General features: G+C 68.0%; 16 protein-coding genes, 1 tRNA gene and 4 pseudogenes. 13 read left to right on the top strand and 8 right to left on the bottom strand.

Annotated elements, in window-relative coordinates; translation table 11 throughout:
- Positions 1-183: 183 nt before the first annotated feature.
- On the bottom strand, positions 184-789 hold the full coding sequence (locus TR46_RS35110; RefSeq protein ID WP_152626879.1) for a helix-turn-helix domain-containing protein: 606 nt from the start codon (positions 787-789) through the stop codon (positions 184-186).
- Between the two features lie 143 nt (positions 790-932).
- Between TR46_RS35110 and TR46_RS35105 the strand changes: the two genes are divergently transcribed.
- The 6 genes from TR46_RS35105 to TR46_RS35085 all read left to right on the top strand — a co-directional run bounded on the left by TR46_RS35105 (position 933) and on the right by TR46_RS35085 (position 7119).
- Positions 933-1919, top strand: coding sequence for an alpha/beta fold hydrolase (locus TR46_RS35105; protein ID WP_042410521.1), 987 nt, complete (start codon positions 933-935; stop codon positions 1917-1919).
- A gap of 216 nt (positions 1920-2135) precedes the next feature.
- Complete coding sequence (locus TR46_RS35100) at positions 2136-2705, top strand: recombinase family protein (RefSeq protein ID WP_201776476.1); 570 nt, start codon at positions 2136-2138, stop codon at positions 2703-2705.
- A gap of 120 nt (positions 2706-2825) precedes the next feature.
- Positions 2826-4067: an IS256 family transposase gene (locus TR46_RS35095; protein ID WP_042410520.1), complete on the top strand. Its 1242-nt coding sequence runs from the start codon at positions 2826-2828 to the stop codon at positions 4065-4067.
- Between the two features lie 407 nt (positions 4068-4474).
- Positions 4475-4846: a hypothetical protein gene (locus TR46_RS41845; RefSeq protein WP_152626878.1), complete on the top strand. Its 372-nt coding sequence runs from the start codon at positions 4475-4477 to the stop codon at positions 4844-4846.
- Positions 4847-5469: 623 nt separating this feature from the next.
- On the top strand, positions 5470-5979 hold the full coding sequence (locus TR46_RS35090; RefSeq protein WP_042410519.1) for a universal stress protein: 510 nt from the start codon (positions 5470-5472) through the stop codon (positions 5977-5979).
- A 555-nt stretch (positions 5980-6534) separates the two neighbouring features.
- Positions 6535-7119 carry a TerD family protein gene (locus tag TR46_RS35085; protein WP_269084294.1) on the top strand — a complete coding sequence of 195 codons (585 nt, stop codon included), beginning with the start codon at positions 6535-6537 and terminating at the stop codon, positions 7117-7119.
- A 393-nt stretch (positions 7120-7512) separates the two neighbouring features.
- Here TR46_RS35085 and TR46_RS35080 read toward each other — a convergent pair whose 3' ends face one another.
- Positions 7513-9591: a beta-propeller fold lactonase family protein gene (locus tag TR46_RS35080; RefSeq protein ID WP_152626877.1), complete on the bottom strand. Its 2079-nt coding sequence runs from the start codon at positions 9589-9591 to the stop codon at positions 7513-7515.
- Positions 9592-10088: 497 nt separating this feature from the next.
- Here TR46_RS35080 and TR46_RS35075 point away from each other — a divergent pair, with 497 nt between their 5' ends.
- On the top strand, positions 10089-11645 hold the full coding sequence (locus TR46_RS35075) for a hypothetical protein (RefSeq protein WP_152626876.1): 1557 nt from the start codon (positions 10089-10091) through the stop codon (positions 11643-11645).
- Positions 11646-11848: 203 nt separating this feature from the next.
- Here TR46_RS35075 and TR46_RS44850 read toward each other — a convergent pair.
- The 3 genes and pseudogenes from TR46_RS44850 to TR46_RS35065 form a co-directional block, all read right to left on the bottom strand.
- Positions 11849-12042: pseudogene (locus TR46_RS44850) on the bottom strand (transposase); the annotation flags it as partial.
- A 226-nt stretch (positions 12043-12268) separates the two neighbouring features.
- The gene (locus TR46_RS35070) at positions 12269-13195 is read right to left on the bottom strand and encodes a LysR family transcriptional regulator (RefSeq protein ID WP_042410511.1); all 927 of its coding nucleotides are present in this window, start codon (positions 13193-13195) and stop codon (positions 12269-12271) included.
- 476 nt (positions 13196-13671) lie between these two features.
- Positions 13672-14894 (bottom strand): annotated as a pseudogene (locus TR46_RS35065) (IS701 family transposase); the annotation flags it as partial.
- A gap of 209 nt (positions 14895-15103) precedes the next feature.
- Here TR46_RS35065 and TR46_RS35060 point away from each other — a divergent pair.
- From TR46_RS35060 to TR46_RS35045, 4 genes and pseudogenes are all read left to right on the top strand, one after another.
- Positions 15104-15476: pseudogene (locus TR46_RS35060) on the top strand (STAS domain-containing protein); the annotation flags it as partial.
- Between the two features lie 584 nt (positions 15477-16060).
- The gene (locus TR46_RS35055) at positions 16061-16705 is read left to right on the top strand and encodes a TetR/AcrR family transcriptional regulator (RefSeq protein WP_042410506.1); all 645 of its coding nucleotides are present in this window, start codon (positions 16061-16063) and stop codon (positions 16703-16705) included.
- Positions 16702-17355, top strand: coding sequence for an ABC transporter ATP-binding protein (locus tag TR46_RS35050; RefSeq protein ID WP_042410503.1), 654 nt, complete (start codon positions 16702-16704; stop codon positions 17353-17355). The genes TR46_RS35055 and TR46_RS35050 overlap by 4 nt, the downstream gene beginning before the upstream one ends.
- Positions 17342-18160 carry a hypothetical protein gene (locus TR46_RS35045; protein ID WP_052433376.1) on the top strand — a complete coding sequence of 273 codons (819 nt, stop codon included), beginning with the start codon at positions 17342-17344 and terminating at the stop codon, positions 18158-18160. Before TR46_RS35050 ends, TR46_RS35045 begins: the two co-directional genes overlap by 14 nt.
- Positions 18161-18294: 134 nt before the next feature.
- Here the strand turns inward: TR46_RS35045 and TR46_RS44845 are convergent.
- From TR46_RS44845 to TR46_RS40385, 3 genes and pseudogenes are all read right to left on the bottom strand, one after another.
- Positions 18295-18456: pseudogene (locus TR46_RS44845) on the bottom strand (PIN domain-containing protein); the annotation flags it as partial.
- Positions 18457-18622: 166 nt separating this feature from the next.
- A complete protein-coding gene (gene selB / locus TR46_RS35040) occupies positions 18623-20407 on the bottom strand; it encodes a selenocysteine-specific translation elongation factor (protein WP_201776477.1) in 1785 nt (594 codons plus the stop codon).
- 87 nt (positions 20408-20494) lie between these two features.
- Entirely contained in the window at positions 20495-21937 is a 1443-nt protein-coding gene (locus TR46_RS40385; RefSeq protein ID WP_084719203.1) for an APC family permease, read from the bottom strand.
- 313 nt (positions 21938-22250) lie between these two features.
- Here TR46_RS40385 and TR46_RS41840 point away from each other — a divergent pair.
- Positions 22251-22343 (top strand) — tRNA-Sec (locus tag TR46_RS41840).
- A 35-nt stretch (positions 22344-22378) separates the two neighbouring features.
- A partial coding sequence (locus TR46_RS35030) for an AMP-binding protein (protein ID WP_152626875.1) occupies positions 22379-22927 on the top strand: 549 nt, incomplete at its 3' end.

The raw sequence follows: 22927 nt of genomic DNA, 5'->3' as shown, positions 1-22927 counted from the left end.
CCGCGCCATACTCCACGCCCTGCACCACCCGCCCCAGCCACACGCCCACGCCAACTGACGGCCCACCCGTTCACGCCCCGTCAGCAGTGAGGCCGCCGCCAAGATCCCAACGAGCGTCCAGTCCATGATGGCGAGGGCGACATCGGGCGTATCCGGGACGTCAGGCCGTTCGTTCGCTGCTTGCTACCGGGCCCTGGGGCCGGGGGCGGGCGGAGTGCGCGGTCGCAGGCGCTCTCCCTGCGGCCCGAACATGATCAGGTACTCGACCGGGCCGCCGGGGCCGGCGTTCGCGACCCCATGGGGATTACGGGTGTCGAACTCGGCGACGTCCCCGGCACCCAGGACGAGGTCCTGGTCGCCGAGTGCGAGCCACAGCCGCCCGTACAGGACGCACAGCCATTCCCAGCCATCGTGGGAGGCCTGCCGGGGCCGCGCGGGCGGCTCCTGGACGGCGGGTAGGACGTGTTTGTGGGCGTGCAGGCCACCGACGTACCGGGTCAGCGGCAACACCGCCTTGTCGTCGCCGAAACGCTGGAGCGCTGAGGTGCGGGGCTCGGCGTCGGGAGCGGTGCCGGCCAGCTCGTCCAGGGAGACGCCGTACTCCTTCGCCAACTGCAACACCACTTCCAGGGTGGGCTTGCGTCGGTTGGTCTCGATCCGCGACAGGGTGCTCGGCGAGATGCCGGTCGCGCAGCTGACGCCGGTGAGCGTGGAGCCGCGGTGTTCGCGTGCGGCCCGCAGCCGGGAGCCCATCGCCGCCAGCGTGTCGGCCACGTCGTCGCCTGTCAGCCGCTCTGCCCCCTTCCGGACATGCCGCTCCACCGTCCCGTCTTGCAAGTTTGCCAGAGTGGCAAGCGTAATCGCGGTGGACGGTCGCTGCGCCGCATGATCGATGCGTACCTGCGTCCACCCGCAAACCGAGGAGAAGCCCCATGCAGCCCGAGCAGTCCGCCGCACTCCGCCACCGCACCGTCGAGGCCCCTGCCGGGCACCTGCACATGGTCGAGCAGGGCACCGGACCGCTGGTCCTGCTCGTGCACGGCTTCCCCGAGTCCTGGTACTCCTGGCGCCGCCAGCTCCCGGCCCTCGCCGCGGCCGGCTACCGGGCGGTGGCGATCGACGTGCGGGGCTACGGCCGCTCCTCCAAGCCTGCGGAGACCGATGCCTACCGGATGCTGGACCTGGTGGAGGACAACGTCGCGCTCGTGCACGCCCTCGGAGAGGAGAACGCGGTGGTCGTCGGCCACGACTGGGGCTCCAACATCGCCGCCACCTCCGCCCTGCTCCACCCCGAGGTCTTCCGGGCCGTCGCCCTGCTGAGCGTCCCGTACGCGCCACCCGGCGGCCCCCGCCCCACCGACATCTTCGGCCAGATCGGTGACCCTGAGCAGGAGTTCTACGTCTCATACTTCCAGGAGCCCGGCCGCGCCGAGACGGAGATCGAGCCTGACGTGCGGGGCTGGCTCGCGGGCTTCTACGCCGCCCTGTCCGCCGACACCATGCCCGCCCAGGGCGAGCCCGACCCGCACTTCGTCGCCCACGGCGGCCAGCTGCGTGACCGTTTTCCCAATGGCACCCTCCCGGCCTGGCTGGCCGAGGACGACCTCGACGTTTACGCCGGAGAGTTCGAGCGCACGGGTCTGACCGGCGCCCTCAACCGCTACCGCAACGTGGACCGCGACTGGGAGGACCTCGCCCCCCACCGCGGCGCCCCGATCAAGCAGCCGTCCCTGTTCATCGGCGGCGCCCTGGACGCCTCCACCACCTGGATGTCCGACGCTATCGACGCCTTCCCCACCACCCTCCCCGGCCTGACCGCCTCCCACCTCGTAGAGGGCTGCGGCCATTGGATCCAGCAGGAACGCCCCGAGGAGATCAACCGTCTGCTGACCGGCTGGCTCAACACCCTCACGGATTGAACCGCCAGGCGCAGCCGGGGCTTTCGTGTACGGAACAGTTCGGCCCGCGTACCCGAGCGCAGCGGCTACGGTCGGGGGCTGCGTGATTCTCACAAATGACCAGTTGCGAGAGTTCTGCGAACACGCCGGTGCTGTTCACGAATCCGCAGGTGGCCGTTCGCAGAACCCCTCTCAAAACCAGCATGTTGTGCGAGACAGTTCTGACAGACTGCGCGGGTGGACCTGACGCCCAATCAAGCGGCAAACGCGGTAGAACGAAACGACTGTCCGAAGTGTGAAGCCTCGGCGGGCAGCGCCTGCCGCACTCGGAGCGGGAAATGCGTAACGAAGTACCACACCGCCCGCTTCATCCTCGTCCCTGCGCTCCGCGAGGAACTGGAGGTGACCGTCCCCGAGGACCGCGGCCCGGGGCGGCCGTGGAAGGCGGGCCTGCCCGTCGAAGCTCCGCCGGCCGCCGCGACGGCCAAGCCGATCCGGATCGGGTACGCCCGCTGTTCGACCGCCCATCAGGAACTCGCCTCCCAACTCGCCGCACTCGAACCGGTCTGCAAGCGGATCTTCTCCAAGAAGATCTCCACCCGGATCAAGACGCGGCCGGAGCTGGAGAAGGCGTTGAAGCTCGCGTACGACATCAAGGAGGCCGTCCCCGACCAGGAGGTCATCCTCACCGTCCAGGAACTCAAGCGCCTTGCCCGCAACGCCGCCGAGCTGATGATCCTCTCCGGCCAGCTTCAGGACCCGCCGCTGGATGGCGTCCCTTGTCGTGGTGTAGCCGATCAAGGTTGAGGGGTGCGCCGGATTGCTCGCGGGGCGTACGCCCGCTGGAGGCTTCCGCTCTCTGCGCATAAGGCGGGCCACCGTGCAACTCTCCGTTGTGAACGGCCAGTTCAACGACGGAGGTGTCCGATGGCCCTGTCCCAGTCTGACCTACTTCGGCTGCTTGAGTCACTACGCTCAGCAGACGGACTCGAACTCGTCCGCTCCATTGCCGAGCGGATGCTGCAGGAGCTCATCGAGGCCGAGACCACCAACCACATCGGCGCCGAATGGAACGAACACACCCCCCAGCGCACCGCCCTGCGCAACGGGCACCGCGACAAGACGCTCAGCACCGCGGCCGGGGACCTGGAGCTGGCCATCCCGAAACTGCGCGTCGGTACCTTCTTCCCCAGCCTGCTCGAACGCCGGCGCCGCATCGACCAGGCCCTGTACGCCGTCATCATCGAGGCCTACGTCCACGGCGTGTCCACCCGCTCCGTCGACGACCTGGCCAAGGCCCTCGGCGCGGACACCGGCATCTCCAAGAGCGAGGTCTCACGGATCTGCGCAGACCTGGACGGACCGCTGACCGCCTTCCGGACCCGGCCGCTGGACCACACCCGCTTCCCCTACATCTACCTCGACGCCACCTACTGCAAGGCCCGGGTGAACCACCAGATCGCCTCTCGGGCCGTGGTCGTGGCCACCGGCATCACCGAGGACGGCGGCCGCGAGGTGCTAGGCGTCATGGTCGGCGACAGCGAGACCGAGGTGTTCTGGGCCGAGTTCCTGCGCTCCCTACGCGAACGCGGGCTTGCCGGGGTCCGCCTGGTCCTGTCCGACAACCACTGCGGCCTGGTCAAGGCCATCCGCAAGGTCATGCTCGGCGCGGCCTGGCAGCGCTGCCGGGTCCATTTCCTGCGCAACGTCTTCGCCGTGATTCCGAAGGAATCAGCCGAGATGGTCGCCGCCACCATCCGCACAGTCTTCGCCCAACCCACCCAGGACGCGGTCCGCACCCAGCTCGACACCGTCGCCGACCTGCTCGGCCAGCAGTTCCCCAAGGTCAAACAGATGCTCCTGGACGCCAAGGACGACCTGACCGCCTTCGCGGCGTTCCCCGAACGGCACTGGAAAAAGATCCAGTCCACCAACCCGCTGGAGCGCATCAACCGCGAGATCAAGCGCCGCGTCGACGTCGTCCAGGTCTTCCCCAACGACGACGCGCTCCTGCGGCTGGTCACCGCCGTGCTCTTCGAACTGCACGACGAATGGATCGCCTTCCCACGCCGATACCTGCCCGAAGGCAGCATGGAGCAGATCTACCCGACCGAGCTCCCACAGAGCGCCCCCGCACTTCCCAACACCACCAACGCAACGTCAGATTGATCGGCTACACCACGAGAAGGGACACGACCCGCCGCTGCCAAGGGCAACCACGGCGGACTCCCCAAGGTTATCGACGACGACATGCTCACCTTCGCCCTCGCACCGCCAGGCAAAGCGCTGGATCATGAGCCACCGAAGGCGACCGGTAGCAGCTCAACACGCTGGTGGAACTCCTGGACCTACCCGCTGACGAGGCCTCTGTGAACATCAGCCGAAGCCGCGTGGGCCGACGCTTCCGCCAAGGTGTTCTCACCCAATCGGGAGGAGACCTCTAGAAATCGGACTCGACGCCCCCTCAGTTCGCGCTTCTCACATCGTCGCTAATGCCGTAAGTCGACTCGCTCCCATAGTTGCGTGAGTAGATGGTGCATGATGCGGTGGTCACGCCCTTGGGCGGAGTTGACTGAATGACTGCCGTGCAACTGCTGCCGGTGATAGCTCCAAACCCGTTTCCTGCATGGATGCTGAAGGTCACGGTCCCCGAGCCGGTGGCCTTGCCGTCGTTCTCGAACGTCTCGCTGAGAGGACAGCGGGTCGCATCACACGTTCCGGTCTTCTTCCATCCGCCCGGCGAGCGAAAGTGGACTCCGCATGCGCCAAGTGCGGACTGGACCTGGTTGCATGTCGGACTCGGCGAGGCATTCGAGGTTGGACCCGAGTTCGACGCGGAACCGCTGAGTGTGTCCTTCAGTTGTGTGAAGTTGTGTATTCCGAAAAAGGCGGCGATCGCGAGCACGGCGCTGACCATGCCCACCCAGCGCCACACGCTCTCGCCCTGATCGTTGGCGTCAGCCATGTGTCCCCCGCTACAGGCACCTGCGATACGGATCTGAAGCCTAATGGAACCGGGAGGCCCGGATGAAGACCGCCCTGGGACCCTGCCGTCGAGGCGGCCGGCCGCCTGCCTTCGGACCGGTTCCGCCGCCAGGCGCGAGCGAGGCGGCCGAGGAGCAGAGTGCGGGCATGATCGACTCCCAGGCGGCAACACAGCCCTCAAGCCCGGTTAGCCGACAGTCGCCAGGCTCGGGGCTTATGGTGCCGGGGTTCTGCTTGCTCGATGGGCCTCGATTGTGGGCTCGCGTTGGACGGTCTTCCCCAACGTCGGGGCGGGGGCCACCGCGCGGTTTTCCGCCCGAGCGGTAGTCCTGGGCCGGGCTCCGACAGTTTGGGAACACCGGCCGGACTGGCCGTGGCCGGTCGGATGTTGCGGAAGACCGCCAGCCAAGCCAGGGCAGCCATGGACGGCCTGACCCGGCCCGTGATCGCTGCCTGAAAGTCCCACCTCTGTTCCGTCCACGGCCCGACCCGGGAGGCAACACGGCCGCGTACGGGCGGGTGCCGGTGCGAAGGACGGTCCTAAAATGAAGAGAGGCATCCGCGCGAGCGAAGGAGCGTGGGGACGGTGACCGGGGACCAGGACCGGATCGTGGTCGGAGTCAGCGGATCGCTGAGGAATCTGGCGGCGCTGCGCTACGCAGCCGTGCAAGCCCGCGCCACCGAGCGGACCCTGGTCGCCGTCCTGGCCTGGATCCCGCCCGGCGGCGAGGTCGCCTACCGGTCCGCGCCCTGCCCGCCCTTGGCCCAGGTCTGGCGCGACTGCGCGCGCCAACGCCTGCAGACCGCGTTCGACCAGGCATTCGGCGGCTGTCCGACCGATCTGAAGGTGCAGACCCTGGTGATCCGTGGCCCGAGCGGACCCGCGCTGTGTCAGAGCGCCGACCAGCCCGCGGATCTCTTGGTCATCGGGGCTGGCGCGCGTGGCCCGCTGGCCCGCACGGTCCACGGACGCACCAGCCGCTACGTCCTGGCCCACGCCCGCTGTCCGGTCCTGGCCATCCCCTGGACCCGCCCGTTCAAGACCGGGAACCGGGCCTTGCGGACCTTGGAGCAAGAAGCGACCGCGATCGGATAACCGTCCGGTCTTCGGGCACCTGGGTTTCCGGGACGGTCAGCGGACCTGGGCCATAGGCACGACCACGGCACGGCCGTGCACGATGACGTGATCGGCCGACAACTCGGATGCTCAGCAAGACCACCCTGCCCCCGATGAACGCCGAAGATGGCTGTGGAGACGCCAGGACCGGAGCCGCTTGTTGGGCAGGTTGCTGTTCAGCCCTGTTACCCCATGACGACCGGCGCCTTCTCAGTTGGCGAGGTTCGAGCCGCTGTGCTGGAGGTAGTCGCGGACCGTCACTTCGGGGGCCCGAAAGCAAGGTGGCGACTCCAAAGTCGAAAACGACGCTCACCGACGGCCGAGTTCGGGCGCGGCTCCGCGCCCCTTGTCGCCCGGGGTGGGCGGTGAAGCGCCGAGGACGATCCCAGGCGCGGTCCAGATGGCGTCCAGGCCGCCACCGCGCGGGCGGAGGGCGAGGCGGCGGCGAGGAGGAGCGTCGACGGGCTGCATCCCGGGGCTTGCACGGCCATGATCACGCATGCTATGAAAAGATCAACGGGACGTTAAAAAGCCATACTTGGGCATGCAGAGAAGTCCTGGCCTGATTCGGGGAGGCAGCGTTCGGTGAGCAGTGTCCACAAGGAACTCCGCAAGGTCGAAGTAAAGCTCCGCTGGGACCCCGCCACCCGGGATCAGCCGCCCCACCATCTGGACATCATGGCCACGACCTACTCGGTGGACGCCCCGCACGGGCAACCGGTGTACGTCGTCCACTACGACAGCCGGTCACCGGACGGCACCATCAACATGAGCCGGCACAGCAAGACCGGCCAGGGGCTGGGCTTCAACGAGGCGATGGTCCTGGAACTCGATCGGCTGGCCCCCTCTTACGCGCGGGTAGTCGTGGGCGTGGGCATCCATCAAAGCAACGGCCCTCTCACCTTCGGCGAGGTATCCAACACCGGTGTGGTGATCGTGGAGAAGTTCCGCGAGTTGCTGGCGGACGACTTCGCGAGCGTCGCCGGATCCACCGCCGCGACCGTCGCGGAGTTCGTCCGGGATACCTCCGGCGAGTGGGAGCTGCACGAGATGATCCGAGGGTTCGACAGCGATCCCGTCGTCTTCGCAACGCAGATGGGCGGCCTTCAGCAGCCCTGACCGACTTACCGGTCTCTCCACAAGGAGGGTTGGTGAGCGAGAACGCCGTATCGGCACGTGCGATCGTAGCTGCAGAGAGTGCCCGTGAGACCGGAGCCAAACGCTTCAATCAGACTGTCCGACGTGCCGGGCATGGTCGGCTCGCGACCGTGGCCGATTCCCTGACAGCTGATCAGCTCCCCCAGCACAGTAGCGTCGCCGGGGTGACGAACAAGCTGCTCCAGCCCGCTCTCGGGAGGAGGCGGGGCAAGGTGGCCGGCAGCAAGCGTTCCTTCCAACTTTGGTTGACCGAGCTGGCGTTGCAGCACCCAGAGCTGGTGTCGCAAGACAAGCAGCTCGATCTCCTTCGCCACGTTGAGGTGGAGTTGGACCGGCCCCTGCCGGTCGCGGCGTTCAGCCGGCCTGCGTCCCGAAGCTGTCGCTTCCCCGCTGGCACCCTTCCAGTGCGCCGGATTGTTCGAAGCCGGCCACGCTGTTGTGGGAGCAGTTCCAGCCGTCCACCGTGGCGAAGCCCCCTGAGCCCTGCCTGTTGGTGTCGGCCCGGTAGTCGGCCAGCACTTTGAGAGCCTCGGAGCAGGTCACCGTGCCGGACTGGATGACCAGGACCAGGGTCCCGTTGGTCGGGCTGGGGCCGACCGTCCCGCAGCGGGCGCCGGCGCCGCCATCTTGCGGCCCGCCGGACGCGGAGGGCGTTCCGGCGGGGGAATGGCTGGGACCGCTGGGGGCGGGTCGTGGGTGCACCACGGGTGCGGGCACGGCCAGCACCCCTGGGCCGGGCAGGACGATCGGTTTGCCGGGGCGGCCGGACGGCAGATCGACCGGTACGACCGTGGTGACCGGGTCCACCGTGCCCGTTCCGTCCCGTAGGACGAACGCCGTCTTCCCAGAGGCCGAGAAGGCGATCCCGGCGGGGTAGGTGCCCACCTGGATCGGTTGCCCGACGCTGCCGGTGGCCGTGTCGAACCAGTTGACGCTCTGTTGGCTGGCGGACCCGTAGGTGAAGACCTGCCCACCTCCCGGCGCGATCGCCATCTGGTCCCCCTTGATGTCGATGGGGGTGCGGGCCGCGTCGCTCGCGACGTCGATCGGGGTGACCGCAGAACCGGACGAGGTCTGGGCGTTGGCGCCGAGAGCGTAGACGGTCCTGCCGTCAGGTGTGATGGCGAGCCGGAGGGGGTTGCCATCCACCTGGATCGGCTGTCCGACCGTGTCCGTCGCGGTGTCGACCGGGAGTACGAACCCCGAGCTGCTGCAGGCGATGAACGCGGTCCGGCCGTCCGGCGTGAACACGATCGCGGTCGGGTTTTCGCCGACCTGGATTGGCGCGGACGCTGTCGCGCGCGTCGTGTCGATGTCGATGAAGGAGCCGAGCTGGCCGCCTCCGGTCCCGTAGTCGAGGGCGTACACGTGTCGGCCATCGGGGGTCACCGCCATCGCGTTCACGTTGTCGGACACGGGAATGGTCTTACCCAGCGCGTCGGTTCGGGTGTCAATGGGGGTGACCGCGCCCGCCCCCACGGACTGGTCGCGGGAGAATACGTACAGCGTCGACCCATCCGGCGAGAAGACCATGTCGTTGTTGCCCGGCATCGTGAGGGAGATCGCCGGCCCGACCCTTCCGGTGGTCAGGTTCACCGCAAGGATCGTCGGGCCGACGCAGTTCACGAACCCCTGCTTGCGGTCCCGGCTGATGACGAGATCACCGGGCGCCCGGCAGGCCCCGAGCTGGATGGGCGGACCGGCCGCCCCAGCAGTCGTGTTGACCGGGGTCAGCGTGTTCGTCTCCTGGTCGGCGACGTAGACGTCGTAGGGGCCGGGGGCGGTGCCCGCAACGGTAGGAAGCGCACTGGACAGCGTCGTCGGTCCGGCCTGCGACGTCCCGGTCGGGCGGGTGCCGGCGGATGCGGGCGTCGACGCCGGCGCGGTGGCGAGGTACACGCCGAGGCCTCCGAGAACTAGGGCCGCGGCCATCGCGCCGGCGATCAGCACCGTCCGGCGCCCGCGGGGGGTTGGTTCGCCGCCGGAGGCCGCAACGTTCCCACCGCCGGCCTGCCGGCCAGGGTCGACCGCGGCGAAGGCGGCACCGGCCAAGCCACCCGGAAGGTCCGGGGCGAACTGCACCGGAAGTCCCGTCAACTGTCTCAGGACGTGCAACAGTTGCGGACTGGCACTCGCCCGGGCGTCGAGGACCACGCCCCTGAGCCGGCCTGCGGGCAGCCCGCTCTCGGCCACGGTCGCGAGGAGTTCGTGCCCCAGTGCGCGCGCGGTGACGTCCTCGGGCCGGGTCTCGTCGACGTCCAACCCGCCGCTCGGGCCGACCAGGCGTAAGCCCTCTTCCGTCCGCTCCACGACCGCGATCTCGAACCCCGCGCCGTCATGGCTGACGACAGCGAGACAGCTGCCGGGCTGCTGCCCGGCACCGGAGGGCGACGCAATGCAGACGGCTTGCGGGACGAACCGGGGGTTGGGCAAGCCGGAGTCTGTCAACATCCGTTCCAGGGCGACTAGTTCACCGGATCCAGTCCACCGGGTCGGGTGCACCACCGCGAGCTCTTGCGGCCCGCGGTGGGCGCCTGTGGGCTCGGTCGGCGACGCCGGCGGAGCCGACAAGGCCACTGCCGCCCTGACGAAATCCGCCCATGCCTGCCCGGGAGGTGTGCCGGGCCCGACACCGCCCAGGAGGGCCGAGGGGGGATTGACGGGTCGGATCGCGCCGCCCGACCACCGGGTGGCCACACTCGGGTGCGCCGTGCCGAGTTCGACGGCGAGGGCCCAGAATGCCACGAGTCCCCCTCGGGGTGTCCGCCGCCGACGCCCGTCCGGAGCAGGGGGCCGAACGGGTGCCTGCGCCGGGATCCCGGACCCGACCACCCTAGCGCGGGCTGCGGACAGCCATCAGGAGTTACTGAAAAGCAGTCAACTCTGTGCGACCATGCGGGATTGGGGCAAGTCGGAGAGAAGAGGCCGTAGTGGCTGCAGGTGGGGGGCGCGGGCAGGAGGCGAGCACCCTGGCTGCCCTGCTCGGGTACGTCGCGGGAGCGGCTTCTGGCCACCGCGGGGCCAAGTACTGGGGCCCGCTGGTCGAGTTGGTCGCCTCCGCACCCGCGGGCCCTGCGGCCGCAGGACCTGCCGAAGGTCCCGGCCTACTGACCGCCCTGCGCCAGGTGCCGGAGGACCAGGCCACAGCGCGCCGGTTGGCGAACTGGCTGCTGGACACCGCCGACGGGGACCGTGGGTTCCGAACAGACTTCATGCGGTGGCGCCGCAGTCTCGCCCTGCTTGAGGAGTTCGCCAACACGCTTGGCAGTCAGGCGAGTCCAGCTCAGCTCCAGGCAGCCGCCCCAGGGCCCATCGCCACGCCGCCCCCGCTCACCTCGCCCACTGCGCCCGACGGGCCCGCGCCGTCCGCCGGCCTGCCGTCGTGGGCGCGATGGCTCGTCGCGTGCGGAGTCACCGCGGTGGCCTTCCTCCTCACGACCTTCGTCGCCGACTACGTGCTGTTTCCGTCGCTGCTCAAGGAGCCCACCGACCGCTTGACGGTAGCCTCCTCCCTCGGCGTCGCCGTCGCGGCAGTGTCGGCGGCGTGGGGTCCCGTCTTCGCGGACCTGCGCAAGCGGCAGCAGGAGCCGGGGCCACCGGCCTCAGGCGGGGGTGACGACGGGCCAGATAATGCGCAGCCGGGCGGGATCCACCTTCGCGAGGTGCAGCGCAGCAACCAGGTCGTCATCAGCGGCAGGGGGAACACGGTGTCCGTGGGCCTCCAGAGCCGGGCCGTAATCGCCGTCGTCGTCCTCGCTCTCGCCGTCGCCCTGGCCGCCACGCTGGTGGGGCTCCGCCTTGCGCCCGCCTCCGGCGACCACACCAACCCGCCTCCAGCGAACTCGGACGGGGTGACGACCACCACCGGGGCCCTGGAGGCCACCACGGTCATCGGCGACCAGAAGACCCACGGTCATTTCTACTGGCCGGGGACCGAGGGCGTGCTCGGCGGCGCCCTGTCAGCCGGGCACGCCCTGACCGCGGAGCCGGGCATCACCCAGCTCGCCAACTCGGTCACCATCACCCTGCAGACCAGCAGCTCCGAGGCGCTCCTGATCAACGGGGTCCGGGTCGTCAACGTGCACCGCCTGGCGGACCCGCGCACGGGCCTGTTCGTCGACGTCCCCTGCGAGGGCTGCGGTGGCCAGAGCAACCCGCGGTACTTCTCGACCCGGCTCGACGACCGCACGCCCGAAGTCGTGGAGGGCAAGGCGGACGGTGCCGGCCACTACTACTACGTCACCGCGGGCTCGCCGGAGGAGTTCCGGATAGACCTCGACGACCGCCACTGCGACTGCACCTTCGATCTGGCGGTCGACTGGGTCGGTAAGGGCGCCGACCGATCGACCCTGCTGGACAACGGCGGCCACCACTTCCGCAGCATGGGCGCGGACGACCTGCCCTGGTACCGCGACTACAGTCCGGGCGGCGCGGCGTCGGTCCTGGTCCCCGAGCCGGCACCGACGCCGACACCCCAGGCGCCCTGAACCGCTCGTCGCCCGGCCGCACCGCACTTGGCGGCATCCGGGCAGTGAGGTCGCACGGACGGTCCGGTGACGTGCCCCCGACGCCTACGCCGGGTCGCGGCCGACGCGCCGCCGGGCTCCGCGGCCGCTTTCGGGATCGCCTTCGGCGGGCGACTCTCCGCCGCCCGCCGTTGAACCCCAACACTCGACTTCCCACCTTGCGGCCCGGTGCCGGTCGGGCCCAGCCTCATTAGTGCGAGGTAGACGCACTTGAGCGCTGCCTGTTCGGTCGGGAAGGGCCCGCGGGCGCGGACTGCCTTGGGGACCGTGCGCTGACCTACTCGATCGCATTGGTGGTGCACACGATCTTGCGGTCCAGGTAGAACTGCAGGAATGGCGCGAACTCCGCCCAAGCGTCGGGGCTTCACCCCGGGTGGTAGACACGCGCTTATGTGGTTATGCGGCGAGTGTCGGGACAGCGGACTGCTGCTGCCGTAGGCGACGAGGCTGACCTGGCCGTTGGCCGAGCGTTTGCGCCAAGCAGCGGGAGAGAGAACGCTATATCTGAGCTGCGAAGACAGTCGATCAAGTTCGGTAGAAGAGCGGCGCGGATTGTCTCGGAGTCCGAAAGCCGTAGGCGAGCGTTAGGGTTCTATTACCTGGGTTGGCCGCAGGCGTGTGTCTGACGGGCCCTTGCTCTGGTATCGGGTGAGGTGGTCGATGAGGGCGGCGGCGGCCGGGTTACGGGGGCGTGATCCGCGTCCTGTCAGTACGACTGTGCGGCCTGGTTCGGGTTGGCGGATCCGTACGCACGGGAGTCCTGCGTCCTCGCCGATACGCCGGGGCACGAACGCGACCCCGATGCCAGCCCGGACCAGGTCGACGAGCATCCCGATCTGGGTTACATCGCAGGTGATCCGGCGTTCCAGTCCGCAGTGTGCGGCAAGCTTGCGCACTGCGTTCTCCAGGCCCGTGCCCGCGCGGAAGTCGATGAAGGATTCCTGTGCGAGATCCCGGATCAGCGTGCGGCCCGCTTGCGCGAGCTGGTGCCCAGGGGAAGTGATGAGTACCAGTTCCTCATGCCAGGACGCGAACTCCACCAGGTTGTCCGGGAGTTCAGTCGCATTGGGGGCGAGATAGGCGAGGTCGAGCTCGCCGGCACGTAGTCCTGCATAGAGTTCGTCGACCGGCGCATCGCGTACTGACACCTGGATACCGGGTCGGCGCCGGTGGAAGAGCGCCAGTTCCGCGGGCAGGTCCACGCAGGTCAGCGTCTGGATCGTCCCGATGGACACTCGCCCGACGGCCAGTCCTGCGACGGCCGCCACCGCGTCCCGCGCCGCGTGGACACCGGCGAGCAGCGCCCGGGCCTGCGGCAGCAGGGCCCGTCCGGCTTCGGTGAGCACCACTTGGCGGCCGATGCGGTCGAACAGGTCGGCCCCCAGCTCACGCTCCAGATTGCGGATGGATGCACTGAGTGCTGATTGCACGATGAGCTCCGACCGGGCGGCCGCTGTGAAGGTACCTCGGTTGACGACCGCTACGAAGTGGCGGAGCTGACGTATCTCCATCCATCTACTTTACCGATGGCGGCCAGCGAAACGATCCGTTGGACCGACCGGAGCCGAGCATTGGATCCTGCTGGCATGAATCACGTACCTTTTTTGTGGGCCGCCGCCTACGCTCCCCACCGGTCAGCCCCCGTCCGCTTCGTCGCCCGCCAATTGGTCCGCCTGCACGGCTTCGTGCGCGCTCTTGCGCTCGCCGATCACATACCGTTCGCGGGGTACTAGCGGTCATCGCCATGACGCCAGCCCTGCGAGAACGCGACCTGGCCAAGGCCGCAGCCCTCACCGAAGCCGTAGCGGAGGCGCTGCGTCAGCGCTATGTTCCCGACCGGCTGGCCGGACTGGCCGCACAGACTGGCTGGGCTGCCTTCCACCACGCGGCCCTAATAGGGCTTGGTCAGGTTCGTATGGGTGTGGAGATGTCGCGGTGGCAGATGGGGCAGGCGCCGGCCCAGGTGGCGAGGAGTAACTGCAGCTCGCGGACGACTTGGTAGAGGCTCAGGCCGGCGCCGTGTCTTTTGGGGCGGTGGCCAGTCTGCGCAGGGTGCAGAAGGCGTGGGCGAGAGAAACCAGGGTGACGTGGTGGTGCCAGCCGTTGAACGTACGGCCCTCGGGCCAGGCCCAGGGCCTGCTTCATCTCGCGGTAGTCGTGCTCGATGCGCCAGCGTAGTTTGGCCATCCGGACCAGGGTGGTCAGCGCAGTGTCGGCGGGCAGGTCGGAGAGCCAGAACTGGACCGGTTCGGATTCCTTCGCGGGCCATTCGGCCAGTACCCAGCACTCCGCGAGTTCCACGCCCGCGGTGGCGTCGCGGATCTCGCGTCCGGCGGGACGGATCCGCAGGGCCACGAAGCGCGAGTACATGCGCTTGTAGCCGGTACGACCGTTGCCCGGACGCGAGCCCTCGCGCCAGGACACCGGCTTGGCCGCGCTCTGGCCAGCCTCGATGACCAGGGCTTTGACCGAGCGCGCCGGGTCGGGGTACTTGGGAACCGGTGGCCGCCCGGTCCCGCTGTGGGGCGCGGTGACCGGGCGTGCCGAGCAGGGGTGGGCGGTGGGCGTGGTGGAGATTCCGACGATGTAGTTCAGGCCGCGTTGGTTCAGGCCGAGCCGGAACGCGGTGCTGTCGCCGTAGCCGGCGTCTGCCAGGACCAGGGGGACGTCCACGCCCCAGGACCGGGTCTCGTCGATCATGTCGAGCGCGAGCTGCCACTTTTCCACGTGGCCCACGTCGGCCGGGATGCCGCAGCGTTCCCGGCGGGCGACCTTGGCCGGGTCGGCCAGATGCGAGTCCGGGTCCCAGGACTTGGGCAGGAACAGACGCCAGTTGACCGGCGCGGATGCGTGGTCGCGGGCCAGGTGCACCGACACCCCCACCTGGCAGTTGGTGACCTTACCCGCGGTTCCCGTGTACTGCCGCGCCACGCACGCGGAAGCGTCGCCGTCCTTGAGGAACCCGGTGTCGTCCACGATCAGCACGCTCGGGTCGATCGCTTCGTGCATCCGCCAGGCCACCCTGGCCCGCACGTGGGCCCAGTCCCACGGGCTGGAGGTCACGAAGTGGGCCAGAGCCTGACGGTTGCCGTCCTCGCCCAGCCGGGCAGCCATCGGCTCCACCGACTTGCGCCGCCCCTCCAGCAGCAGCCCGCGCACATACGCCTGTCCCCAGCGGTGCTGATCCGTGCGCGTGAACGCCTCGAACATCTCCGCCGTGAAGGCCACCAGATCCTCCCGGACCTGATCCAACTCCCCAGGTGTCACACACCATCAACGCGCAGAACCCCGGCAGGACACGCCACCACCGCGTACACCTGACCAAGCCCTACTAGCCTGGATCGACGACCCCTCGCAGACCCTGGGCGCACATCCCCTCCAGGCCTTCGATGATCTGCACACCCTCTCCGCGACCCTCCCACCTGTTCATCGGCGTCGTCGTCGGCTCGCTGACCGCCATGGTCATCTTTGCCCGCCGCGTCGCCCACCTCACCCACGTCACCGCCGTCACCGACCCCGACGGCACCAGCGTCGTCTACGCAGTCACCGGCGAACTGTTTCTTCGCCTCCAGCAACGACCTCGTCGGCCAGTTCGACTACAGCGCAGACCCCGACAAGGTCGTCATCGACCTCACCGACGCCCACATCTGGGACGCCTCCTCCGTGGCCGACCTCGACGCCATCGAGACCAAGTACGCCCAACGCGGCACGCAGGTCGAGATCATTGGCCTCAACCAGGCCAGCGCCCACACCCACAGCACGCTCAGCGGCGAACTCACCACCGGCCACTGAGCAGCCGCCCCCAGCCGACTCGCGGATCGGCGACGGCGGACGGACCAGCCACGCCCGAACGCCTTGCTCCCAGGGGAAGTACGGGCCGAGATCAGGATTGCCGCGGTCACCCGTCGGCCGCTGTGCCGTGACGCGCCCCACCCGCACAGGCCCTTCCCGCGGGTGCCCCACCCTCCAGGCCACCCCACGTCGCAGATCAGCGGAGGGTGTCTGTTGCTCGCCGCCCGCCCGCGCCCAGGCGGGCGGCGTACCGGCGCAGCCGGGCCTCGCTCATCGACGACGGCGCCCGCAGCGGCCCGTTGCCCAGGCCGTCGTGCTCGACCCGTTCACCTTCCGTCGACTCAAGCCGCTTCCTGCGGCCATGCGCCGCACTGAGCTGGCGGCGCTGGGAATCTTGTCGCCGACGATGCGCTCGCCCCGGTGGCGGGGCGCGCACCTATCCGCTGGCGGACACCGGTGAGGCGCTGCGCCGGGTCGAACGAGGCCACAGCCGCGGCACGTTCGTCATCACTCTGCCCTACGGGCCGTCCGAGCCGCGTCACTGGCACTAGTATGGGATTGAACGCTCGTATAGTATCCTGTACATGCGTTCAGTATCTGATGACCGGACTGCGCGGGCGGTGATCCGCGACGAGGCACTGCGGTTGTTCGCGGAGCGGGGGGCCGACGCCGTTACGGTCCGGCAGATCGCTGCTGCCGCGGGCGTCTCCGCGGGGCTGGTGGTGCACCACTTCGGGTCGAAGGCCGGACTGCTCGAGGCGGTCGACCAGCATGTGCTGGGCCTGTTCGACGCGATGCTCGCCGAACTGTCCGCCGGATCGGGCGCGGATCCGCTGGCACCCGAGTCCAGCGGATCGCTCGCGGAGGCCGTGACCCGGCACCTGCCCGCCGACTCCCCGATACCCGCCTATCTGCGCCGCCTGCTCCTGGACGGCGGCGACGCGGGCCGCCAGCTGTTCCGGCGCCTGTTCACGGCGAGCCAAGCGGCACTGGACGCACTGTCGGCGGCGGGGCTGGCGGCCCGCGGGCCGGACCCGCTGGTGCGTGCGGCCTTCCTGATGGCCAACGACCTGGCCGTGCTGCTGCTGCGGGACCACCTGGCCGATGTGCTCGGCACCGATCCGCTCTCCACCGACGGTATGACGCGCTGGACCGCCGAGGTCCTCACCGTGTACACCGCCGGCCTGCTCCCCCCTCATCCGACGGAACCAGAGGAAGGCATCCAATGACCGAACCTCCGAGCCGCCCCGCGCTTCGGGCGCGGGAGCTGCACAAGTCCTACGGCAGGCACCGCGTCCTGCGCGGGGCTGACCTCACCGTCGCCCCCGGGGAACTGGCGGGCGTCGTGGGCGAGAACGGGGCCGGCAAGTCCACCCTGCTGCAGATCCTGGCCGGCACCCTCGCGGCCGACCAGGGCACCGTCGAACTCGGCGGCACCCTGGGCTACTGCCCACAGCAGCCGGTGCTGAGCGACAGCCTGACCGTGGCACAGCACCTGCAGTACTTCGCCGCCGCCTTCCGGCTCCCGGACCTGCGCCGCGGGGAGGAACTGCTGGACCGGCTCGGCTTCCGGCAGTACCGCGACCGGACGGTCGGGGAATTGTCCGGCGGCACCCGGCAGAAGCTGAATCTCACTCTCGCGCTGCTGCACGAGCCGGACGTGCTGCTGCTGGACGAGCCCTACCAGGGCTTCGACTGGGAGACCTACCTGCGTTTCTGGGACCTGGTCGGCGAACTGCGCGAGCACGGCACCGCCATCGTCGTCATCACCCACCTGGTCTTCGAACAGGACCGCTTCGACACCCTCGCCGACCTGGCCGACGGCCGGCTGGCCGTGCGCCGTACCAGCACCGGGAGCAGCGACCATGTCCACGCCTGACCTGCGGCCCGGGCCTGCGGCCGCCGCCACCGCTGCCGCCGCGAAGCCAGCGTTTTCCCCGTTCGCCACCGCTCTGCGGTTCGCCCTGCGCAACCAGACCCGCAACCGGCTGGCGGGCATGCTCCTGGTCGCCTTCGTGCCCGTCTGGTACCTCCTGATGCTGCTGATGGTCGGTCACCAGAGTCTGGAGTTCCGGCTGTTCGCCACCGGTCGGGTCCTGGCCGTCGACGGCGGCCACCTGACCCTGATCAGCGCCGGACTGAACGCCCTGACCCTGATCGTCGGGTTCGCCGTCTTCGACGCCGTCCGCAAGGCCCTCGCCTTCGACCGCAGGCTCGTGTTCGCCGGCTACCGGCAGAACACCCTCATCGCGGCCAAGATCCTGTCGGTGGCCGTCGTGGCCGCCGCGGTCGCGCTTTACACCGCGGTCGTCCTGCTCGCCTTCTGGCGGCCGGACCCGGTCGGCTGGCTGGCCGTCCTGGGCGGCTACACCGTCAGCGCACTGACCTACGGCGCGTTCGGCCTGCTCCTGGGCGTTCTGGTCAAAGGCGACCTGGAGGGCTTCTTCCTGATCATCATGGGCGGACTGATGGACACCTTCCTGCAGAACCCGCTCGGCAACCCGCTTGCCAACAAGCCGGTGCTGCAGTGGTTCCCCTCCTTCGGCCCCATGCAGTTCGCGGTCGGGGGCGCGCTGGGGCACACCGCCCTGTGGGGCCACCTCGCCCTCGGCCTTGCCTGGGCCGCAGTCTTCGCCCTCGCCGGCCTCCTGATCTTCCACCGCCGGACACGCAGCTGCTCATGAGCGCAGCGGCCTGGGACAGCGGCTCGGGTCCGCCACCCAGCTCTTCGCCACCGCCGAAATGCGTGCGCGCCTTCGTGCGCTGGATGCCTTGAGCCCGCCCGCGCCGGTCGACGACGTAGCGACGTCCGTCCGGCTCCGGGGGGGTCGGTGACCATGTCGAAGTCGCCGTCGTCGTGGAGCACCGTCAGGTGGTTAAGCTCCGCCGTGGCGGCGATGAGAAGATCGGGGAGGGACAGTGCCCGATGGAGGCCTGCGTGGAGGGCGTGGCGCTGGACCTCCAGTGCGCGCGCGAGGGTGTAGGGGGCATCCAGGGAAGCGGCTCATCCTGCGTTTGATATGCCGGATGACGCTCCCAGGCCGCACTCAACGCCTTCGACGGGCGGCTCACCGCCACCCGCAGTTGAACCCCGACAATCGACTTCCCACGTCTGCTGGACGGGCCTAACGGTTCAGCCGACACCTTCAGCTTGGGCGTACGTCCGTCTGGACAGAGCGTCTGTCGGAATCGATTCGACGAGTGCGTCCGGTTCGGTCCAGCCACTCCAAGAGCGGTATAGCCACCCGGCGGGTCGTCCGGAGTGCTTGGCGCGCGTCGCTGAGTGTGAACGGCTGTTGGAGGGCGCTCATTCGGAGCATGGCGAGGTCGGGGGCGTCGGGCGGGAGGTATACGCCGTCACCGACGTGTATGAGAAGCCCTCTTTTGACGGCCGTGGCGAGGTGACGTGAGGTCAGGCCCAGGGAAATGAGCTCGTCCGCTCCTGGCGCCGCGAACGGATTAGCGGCGAGTCGCGCGCCGAGTACGCCCAGTGCTGTTGCGACGGGTTCCGGAAGGGCAGCAGACACGCCTTGGCAGTGGACGCCGTCCGCGTCCGACACCAGACCGGTTTCCTCAGCGAGCAGGGCGTCGAGGAGGCGCTGATCCGGTAGGCCCAGGCTACGAGTGACGGCGTTCCTCGATATGCCAGGTGTCATCGGGTGAGCTGCGGCCCACTGTTCGACGGTTGCGTTGAGCTTGGTCAACCATTCGGTCCACTGATCCTGGTGAATGAGCCAGTCCCCCGCCGGAACGGCATGGTCGGGGGCAGGCGCATCCGGTAGGGAGACGCCCATCGCCACCAGCTGGCCACGGCTGATGACTCGTCGGCGCGCGACCTCTCCTTCCGGATCGGCTCCGCCTGACATGTCGGCCAGTTGCTTCGCTCGTGTCTTGCCGCCGTGGCGGCGTAGCGAAGGCGGCTCGGTGTCCAGGATGATCAGTCCCGCGAGGATTCGCTGCTCGCCAGGGTCGCGCAGGAGAGCTCGTTCGCCGACATGCAGCGGCAGCGGTCCAGAGAGAGACAACCGTGCAGTGTCCGCGCCGAACATCCGTATGTGGACGGTGGTTGCGGCAGAGCCGATGTGGAGAATCGCCTGGGTCGGCATCTTCTCCGCGGGAGTCAGCAGCCTGACGTCCAACGTGCTCGCGGCAGTCCAAAGGGAGGGGCTTACCAAAGCGTGTCCGCGGTGCACCTCGTCCGCGCTCAGCCCGCGAACATTGACGGCTACGCGGGAGACCGCTGTCACCTGGTGCAGCGATTGCTTGAGGCTTTCGAGTTTGCGCACCCGGACAAGTCGATCGGAGGGAGCCAGCAGCAGTTCGTCGCCGGTCGTGATCCGGCCCGAGCTGAGGGTGCCGGTCAGCACAGTTCCCGCGCCCCGGACCGTGAACACGCGGTCCACCCAGAGCCGTGCGGCGGGAGTGGCGCGGGGCGCAGGCAGTCGGGACAGCAAGCGGCTGAGCGCGGCCCGAAGATCGTCGAGGCCCATTCCGGTCACAGCACTGACGGCGACGGGTTCGATGCCGTCGAGGGTCGTCCCGCGCAAGTATTCGCGTGCCTCTTCCGCCGCCAGGTCGGCGTCGCCCAGGTCGGCGCGGGTGATGACGAGAATGCCGTGGCAGACCCCCAACGCCTGCAACGCAGCGACATGTTCGCCTGTCTGCCGACACCAGCCCTCATCGGCGGCCACCACCAGCAGGACTGCCGGGACCGGTCCGAGCCCGGCCAATGTGTTTGAGATGAAGCGTTGATGGCCGGGGACATCGACGAACGCCACCGTCTCGCCGGTGGGCAGTGAAGTCCACACGTATCCCAGATCAATCGTCATGCCCCTGCGATGCTCTTCGGCCCACCGGTCCGGTTCCATTCCGGTGAGAGCCCGGAGCAAGGTGGACTTTCCGTGGTCCACATGCCCGGCAGTAGCTATCACATGCACGATTCGCCCTTTCCAGCTCGGCTTTCCAGCGGCTCTGCTTGGTCGTGACCCTTCTCAGTCGCGCTCGGAGGGACGGTCCGGTCAGCCGTCGTCGCTCAGGTACGACGCGCGCTCCGATCGCTCACCGGGCGGCTGGTGAATAATAGGCGGTACGTGGTGTGCACGCCGTTCCTCGTGTGCGCGAAAGAACATGAGCGGGAATATCACGGAAAGGACCACCACGCCCGTCAGCCAAACACGTGTGCCCCATAGCACGGCTCCAGCAATGAGTAGGCAGGCATTGAGGGCGGCGAATAGGAACGCCACAGGTGTCAGCCACCCTGGCATGATCGTGAGTTCGCCCGTTCGGCTCCGCCGGCGCCGGATGATCACGAAGCTCAGCGGCAGAATGATGAAGACCAGCAGGTAGCCGATGTTGGCGGAGGCAACGACGTTGACCACGTTCGTTCGGAAGACGCCGACCAGCAGCGCGATTACGACGGCGTCGCAGATCACGGTGTTGAACGGCGCGCCGAACCGGTTTACGCGCTGAAATGACCGAGGCATGTATCCGTCGCGCGACATTTGGTAGAGCGTCCTGGAAGACGAGATGATGTAGGCCTGGGCGCCCACGATGAGGGCGCTCGCCAGCATGAGACCCGTAATTTTCGCACCGGCTGTGCCCAGTACCACCTTGGCCGGGACCAGAAAAACGGTTGCCGGATCATCGCCGAGCCCGCGCGCACCAACAATTCCCGTGAGTACGAAGGGGATAAGCGCAAACGCTATCAGGCAGCCGGTTCCGGCGACAGCCATTCCACGCACGATGGTGCGCTTCGACGTACGGCATTCGGCGAAGATTGTCGAGCTCATCTCAGCACCGTATGCGGACCATGCGGCTACGAAGAGCCACTTGATCACCAATGCTATTGGGAATCCATGGCTGGCTGGGAAGTGAAATGGCCATACGCGAGCGCCCTGGAACAGGGAAGGCCGTATCAGTGGCGCCAGGAATAGTGCCAGGAGCGGCACCGCTGTCAGAATTATCAACGTTGCCGATATTCTGACATTGAACTGAAGGCCGCGGGCGTTGATGGCGTACAGGACGGCGCCGAGTATCAGGCTCAGAACGACTGTGTTCACGTGCGGAAAGACAGTCGCTCGGAGATAGTCGGAAGCTAGTATGAGGTTGACCGCGACCCCCGGTGTCCAGGCGAACCAGTATGCCCAGCTTGACATGGCCGGGATCCAGCGGAGTTGATCGCCAAGCGCCTCGTGGGCATAAGTGGCGGTTCCCCCGGCGCGCCTCGGAAAATGTACTGCGAGCTCGGCTATGAAGAAGCACTGAACGAGCCCCATAGCAGCGGAAAGTGCCCAGACGAGCGGCTGAACATTACCTAAGTCGTGTGCCATCGGCCCCATTGCAACGGTAATCTGCAAAGCTGCTGCCACTGCCAGCAGGATGGGTGACCCCCAGGATGCAGTACAATGCAGACCTTGTTTTTGTTGGCCTTGCTCGGCAGGCTTGGCACTGGCGTCTGTCATGCGATTCCCCTGATCACTAACAGGTTCCGTGCGTGGCGGCAAAATGTCGGCTTCGACTCCTTTCAATAGTGGAGGTCAGCTGCTCAGATCAATGATCGGTTGCTCCCGATCTACACTATGGTCGGTACAACAAGAATACGGACGGGTGTGATGGGGCGTCCATGCCTCGCGGGGATTTTTGTAGCTACAACCGAACATTCGATTGATCGTTCCGTGTTGACCGGAGCGCTGAAAATGATCTCCAACGCATGGGGGAAACGACTTACCAGAACCGGCCTGAAGTGATAAATTACTGCTTGGTCGGAAGCGGCTGGGAGGTGTCTCCGGGCCTGGTGGCCGGCGCGGTCTTCAAAACCGTTGAGGTGGGTCACGCCCGCCTGGCGAGTTCGATTCTCGTCCACCTCCGCAAAGAACCAGGTAGGCGCACATGAAATTCACGGCATGAGCGATACGCAGCCTGCGAAGCTTTGGCATCCCGGGGTCCATGCACGGACCGACGGAGACAGGCCCGCCGTCATCATGGCGGGATCCGGTACGACGCTGACCTATCGAGCGCTGGAGGCCCGGTCGAACCGGCTCGCACATTTCTTTCGAGCCAAGGGCCTGTCCGCAGGTGATCATATTGCCGTGCTGCTCGGCAACAGGGCGGAGTACTTTGAGACCTGCTGGGCGGCGCAGCGTTCAGGCCTTTACGTGACACCCGTCAACAGCCATCTCACAACGCCCGAGATCGGCTATATCGTAAACGACTGCGGTGCGCGCGCCCTGGTCGTGGACGGTTCGCTCCGGGAACTTCTCCCTGAACTGGAGTCATCCCTCTCTTCGGTGGGCGTACGGCTTGCCGTGGGGGAGCCCGTTCCAGGATTTGATCCGTACGAGGACATGATCGCCAGGTGTCCGGAATCGCCGATCGCCGACGAGACCGAAGGTTTCCTGATGCTGTACTCCTCTGGTGTCACCGGAAAGCCCAAGGGTATCGAGCGCCCGCTC

The sequence above is a fragment of the Streptacidiphilus carbonis genome, assembly GCF_000787775.1.
GTDB lineage: Bacteria > Actinomycetota > Actinomycetes > Streptomycetales > Streptomycetaceae > Streptacidiphilus > Streptacidiphilus carbonis.
The sequence above is the reverse complement of the archived record's forward strand: the minus strand, read 5'-3'. Positions and strand labels throughout refer to the sequence as shown.

Coding starts and splice junctions, on each gene's coding strand:
- TR46_RS35105 (WP_042410521.1), top strand. CDS start 933: ATGCAGCCCGAGCAGTCCGCCGCACTCCGCCACCGCACCGTCGAGGCC.
- TR46_RS35095 (WP_042410520.1), top strand. CDS start 2,826: ATGGCCCTGTCCCAGTCTGACCTACTTCGGCTGCTTGAGTCACTACGC.
- TR46_RS41845 (WP_152626878.1), top strand. CDS start 4,475: ATGACTGCCGTGCAACTGCTGCCGGTGATAGCTCCAAACCCGTTTCCT.
- TR46_RS35070 (WP_042410511.1), bottom strand. CDS start 13,195: ATGGAGATACGTCAGCTCCGCCACTTCGTAGCGGTCGTCAACCGAGGT.
- TR46_RS35055 (WP_042410506.1), top strand. CDS start 16,061: ATGCGTTCAGTATCTGATGACCGGACTGCGCGGGCGGTGATCCGCGAC.
- TR46_RS35050 (WP_042410503.1), top strand. CDS start 16,702: ATGACCGAACCTCCGAGCCGCCCCGCGCTTCGGGCGCGGGAGCTGCAC.
- TR46_RS35045 (WP_052433376.1), top strand. CDS start 17,342: ATGTCCACGCCTGACCTGCGGCCCGGGCCTGCGGCCGCCGCCACCGCT.
- TR46_RS40385 (WP_084719203.1), bottom strand. CDS start 21,937: ATGACAGACGCCAGTGCCAAGCCTGCCGAGCAAGGCCAACAAAAACAA.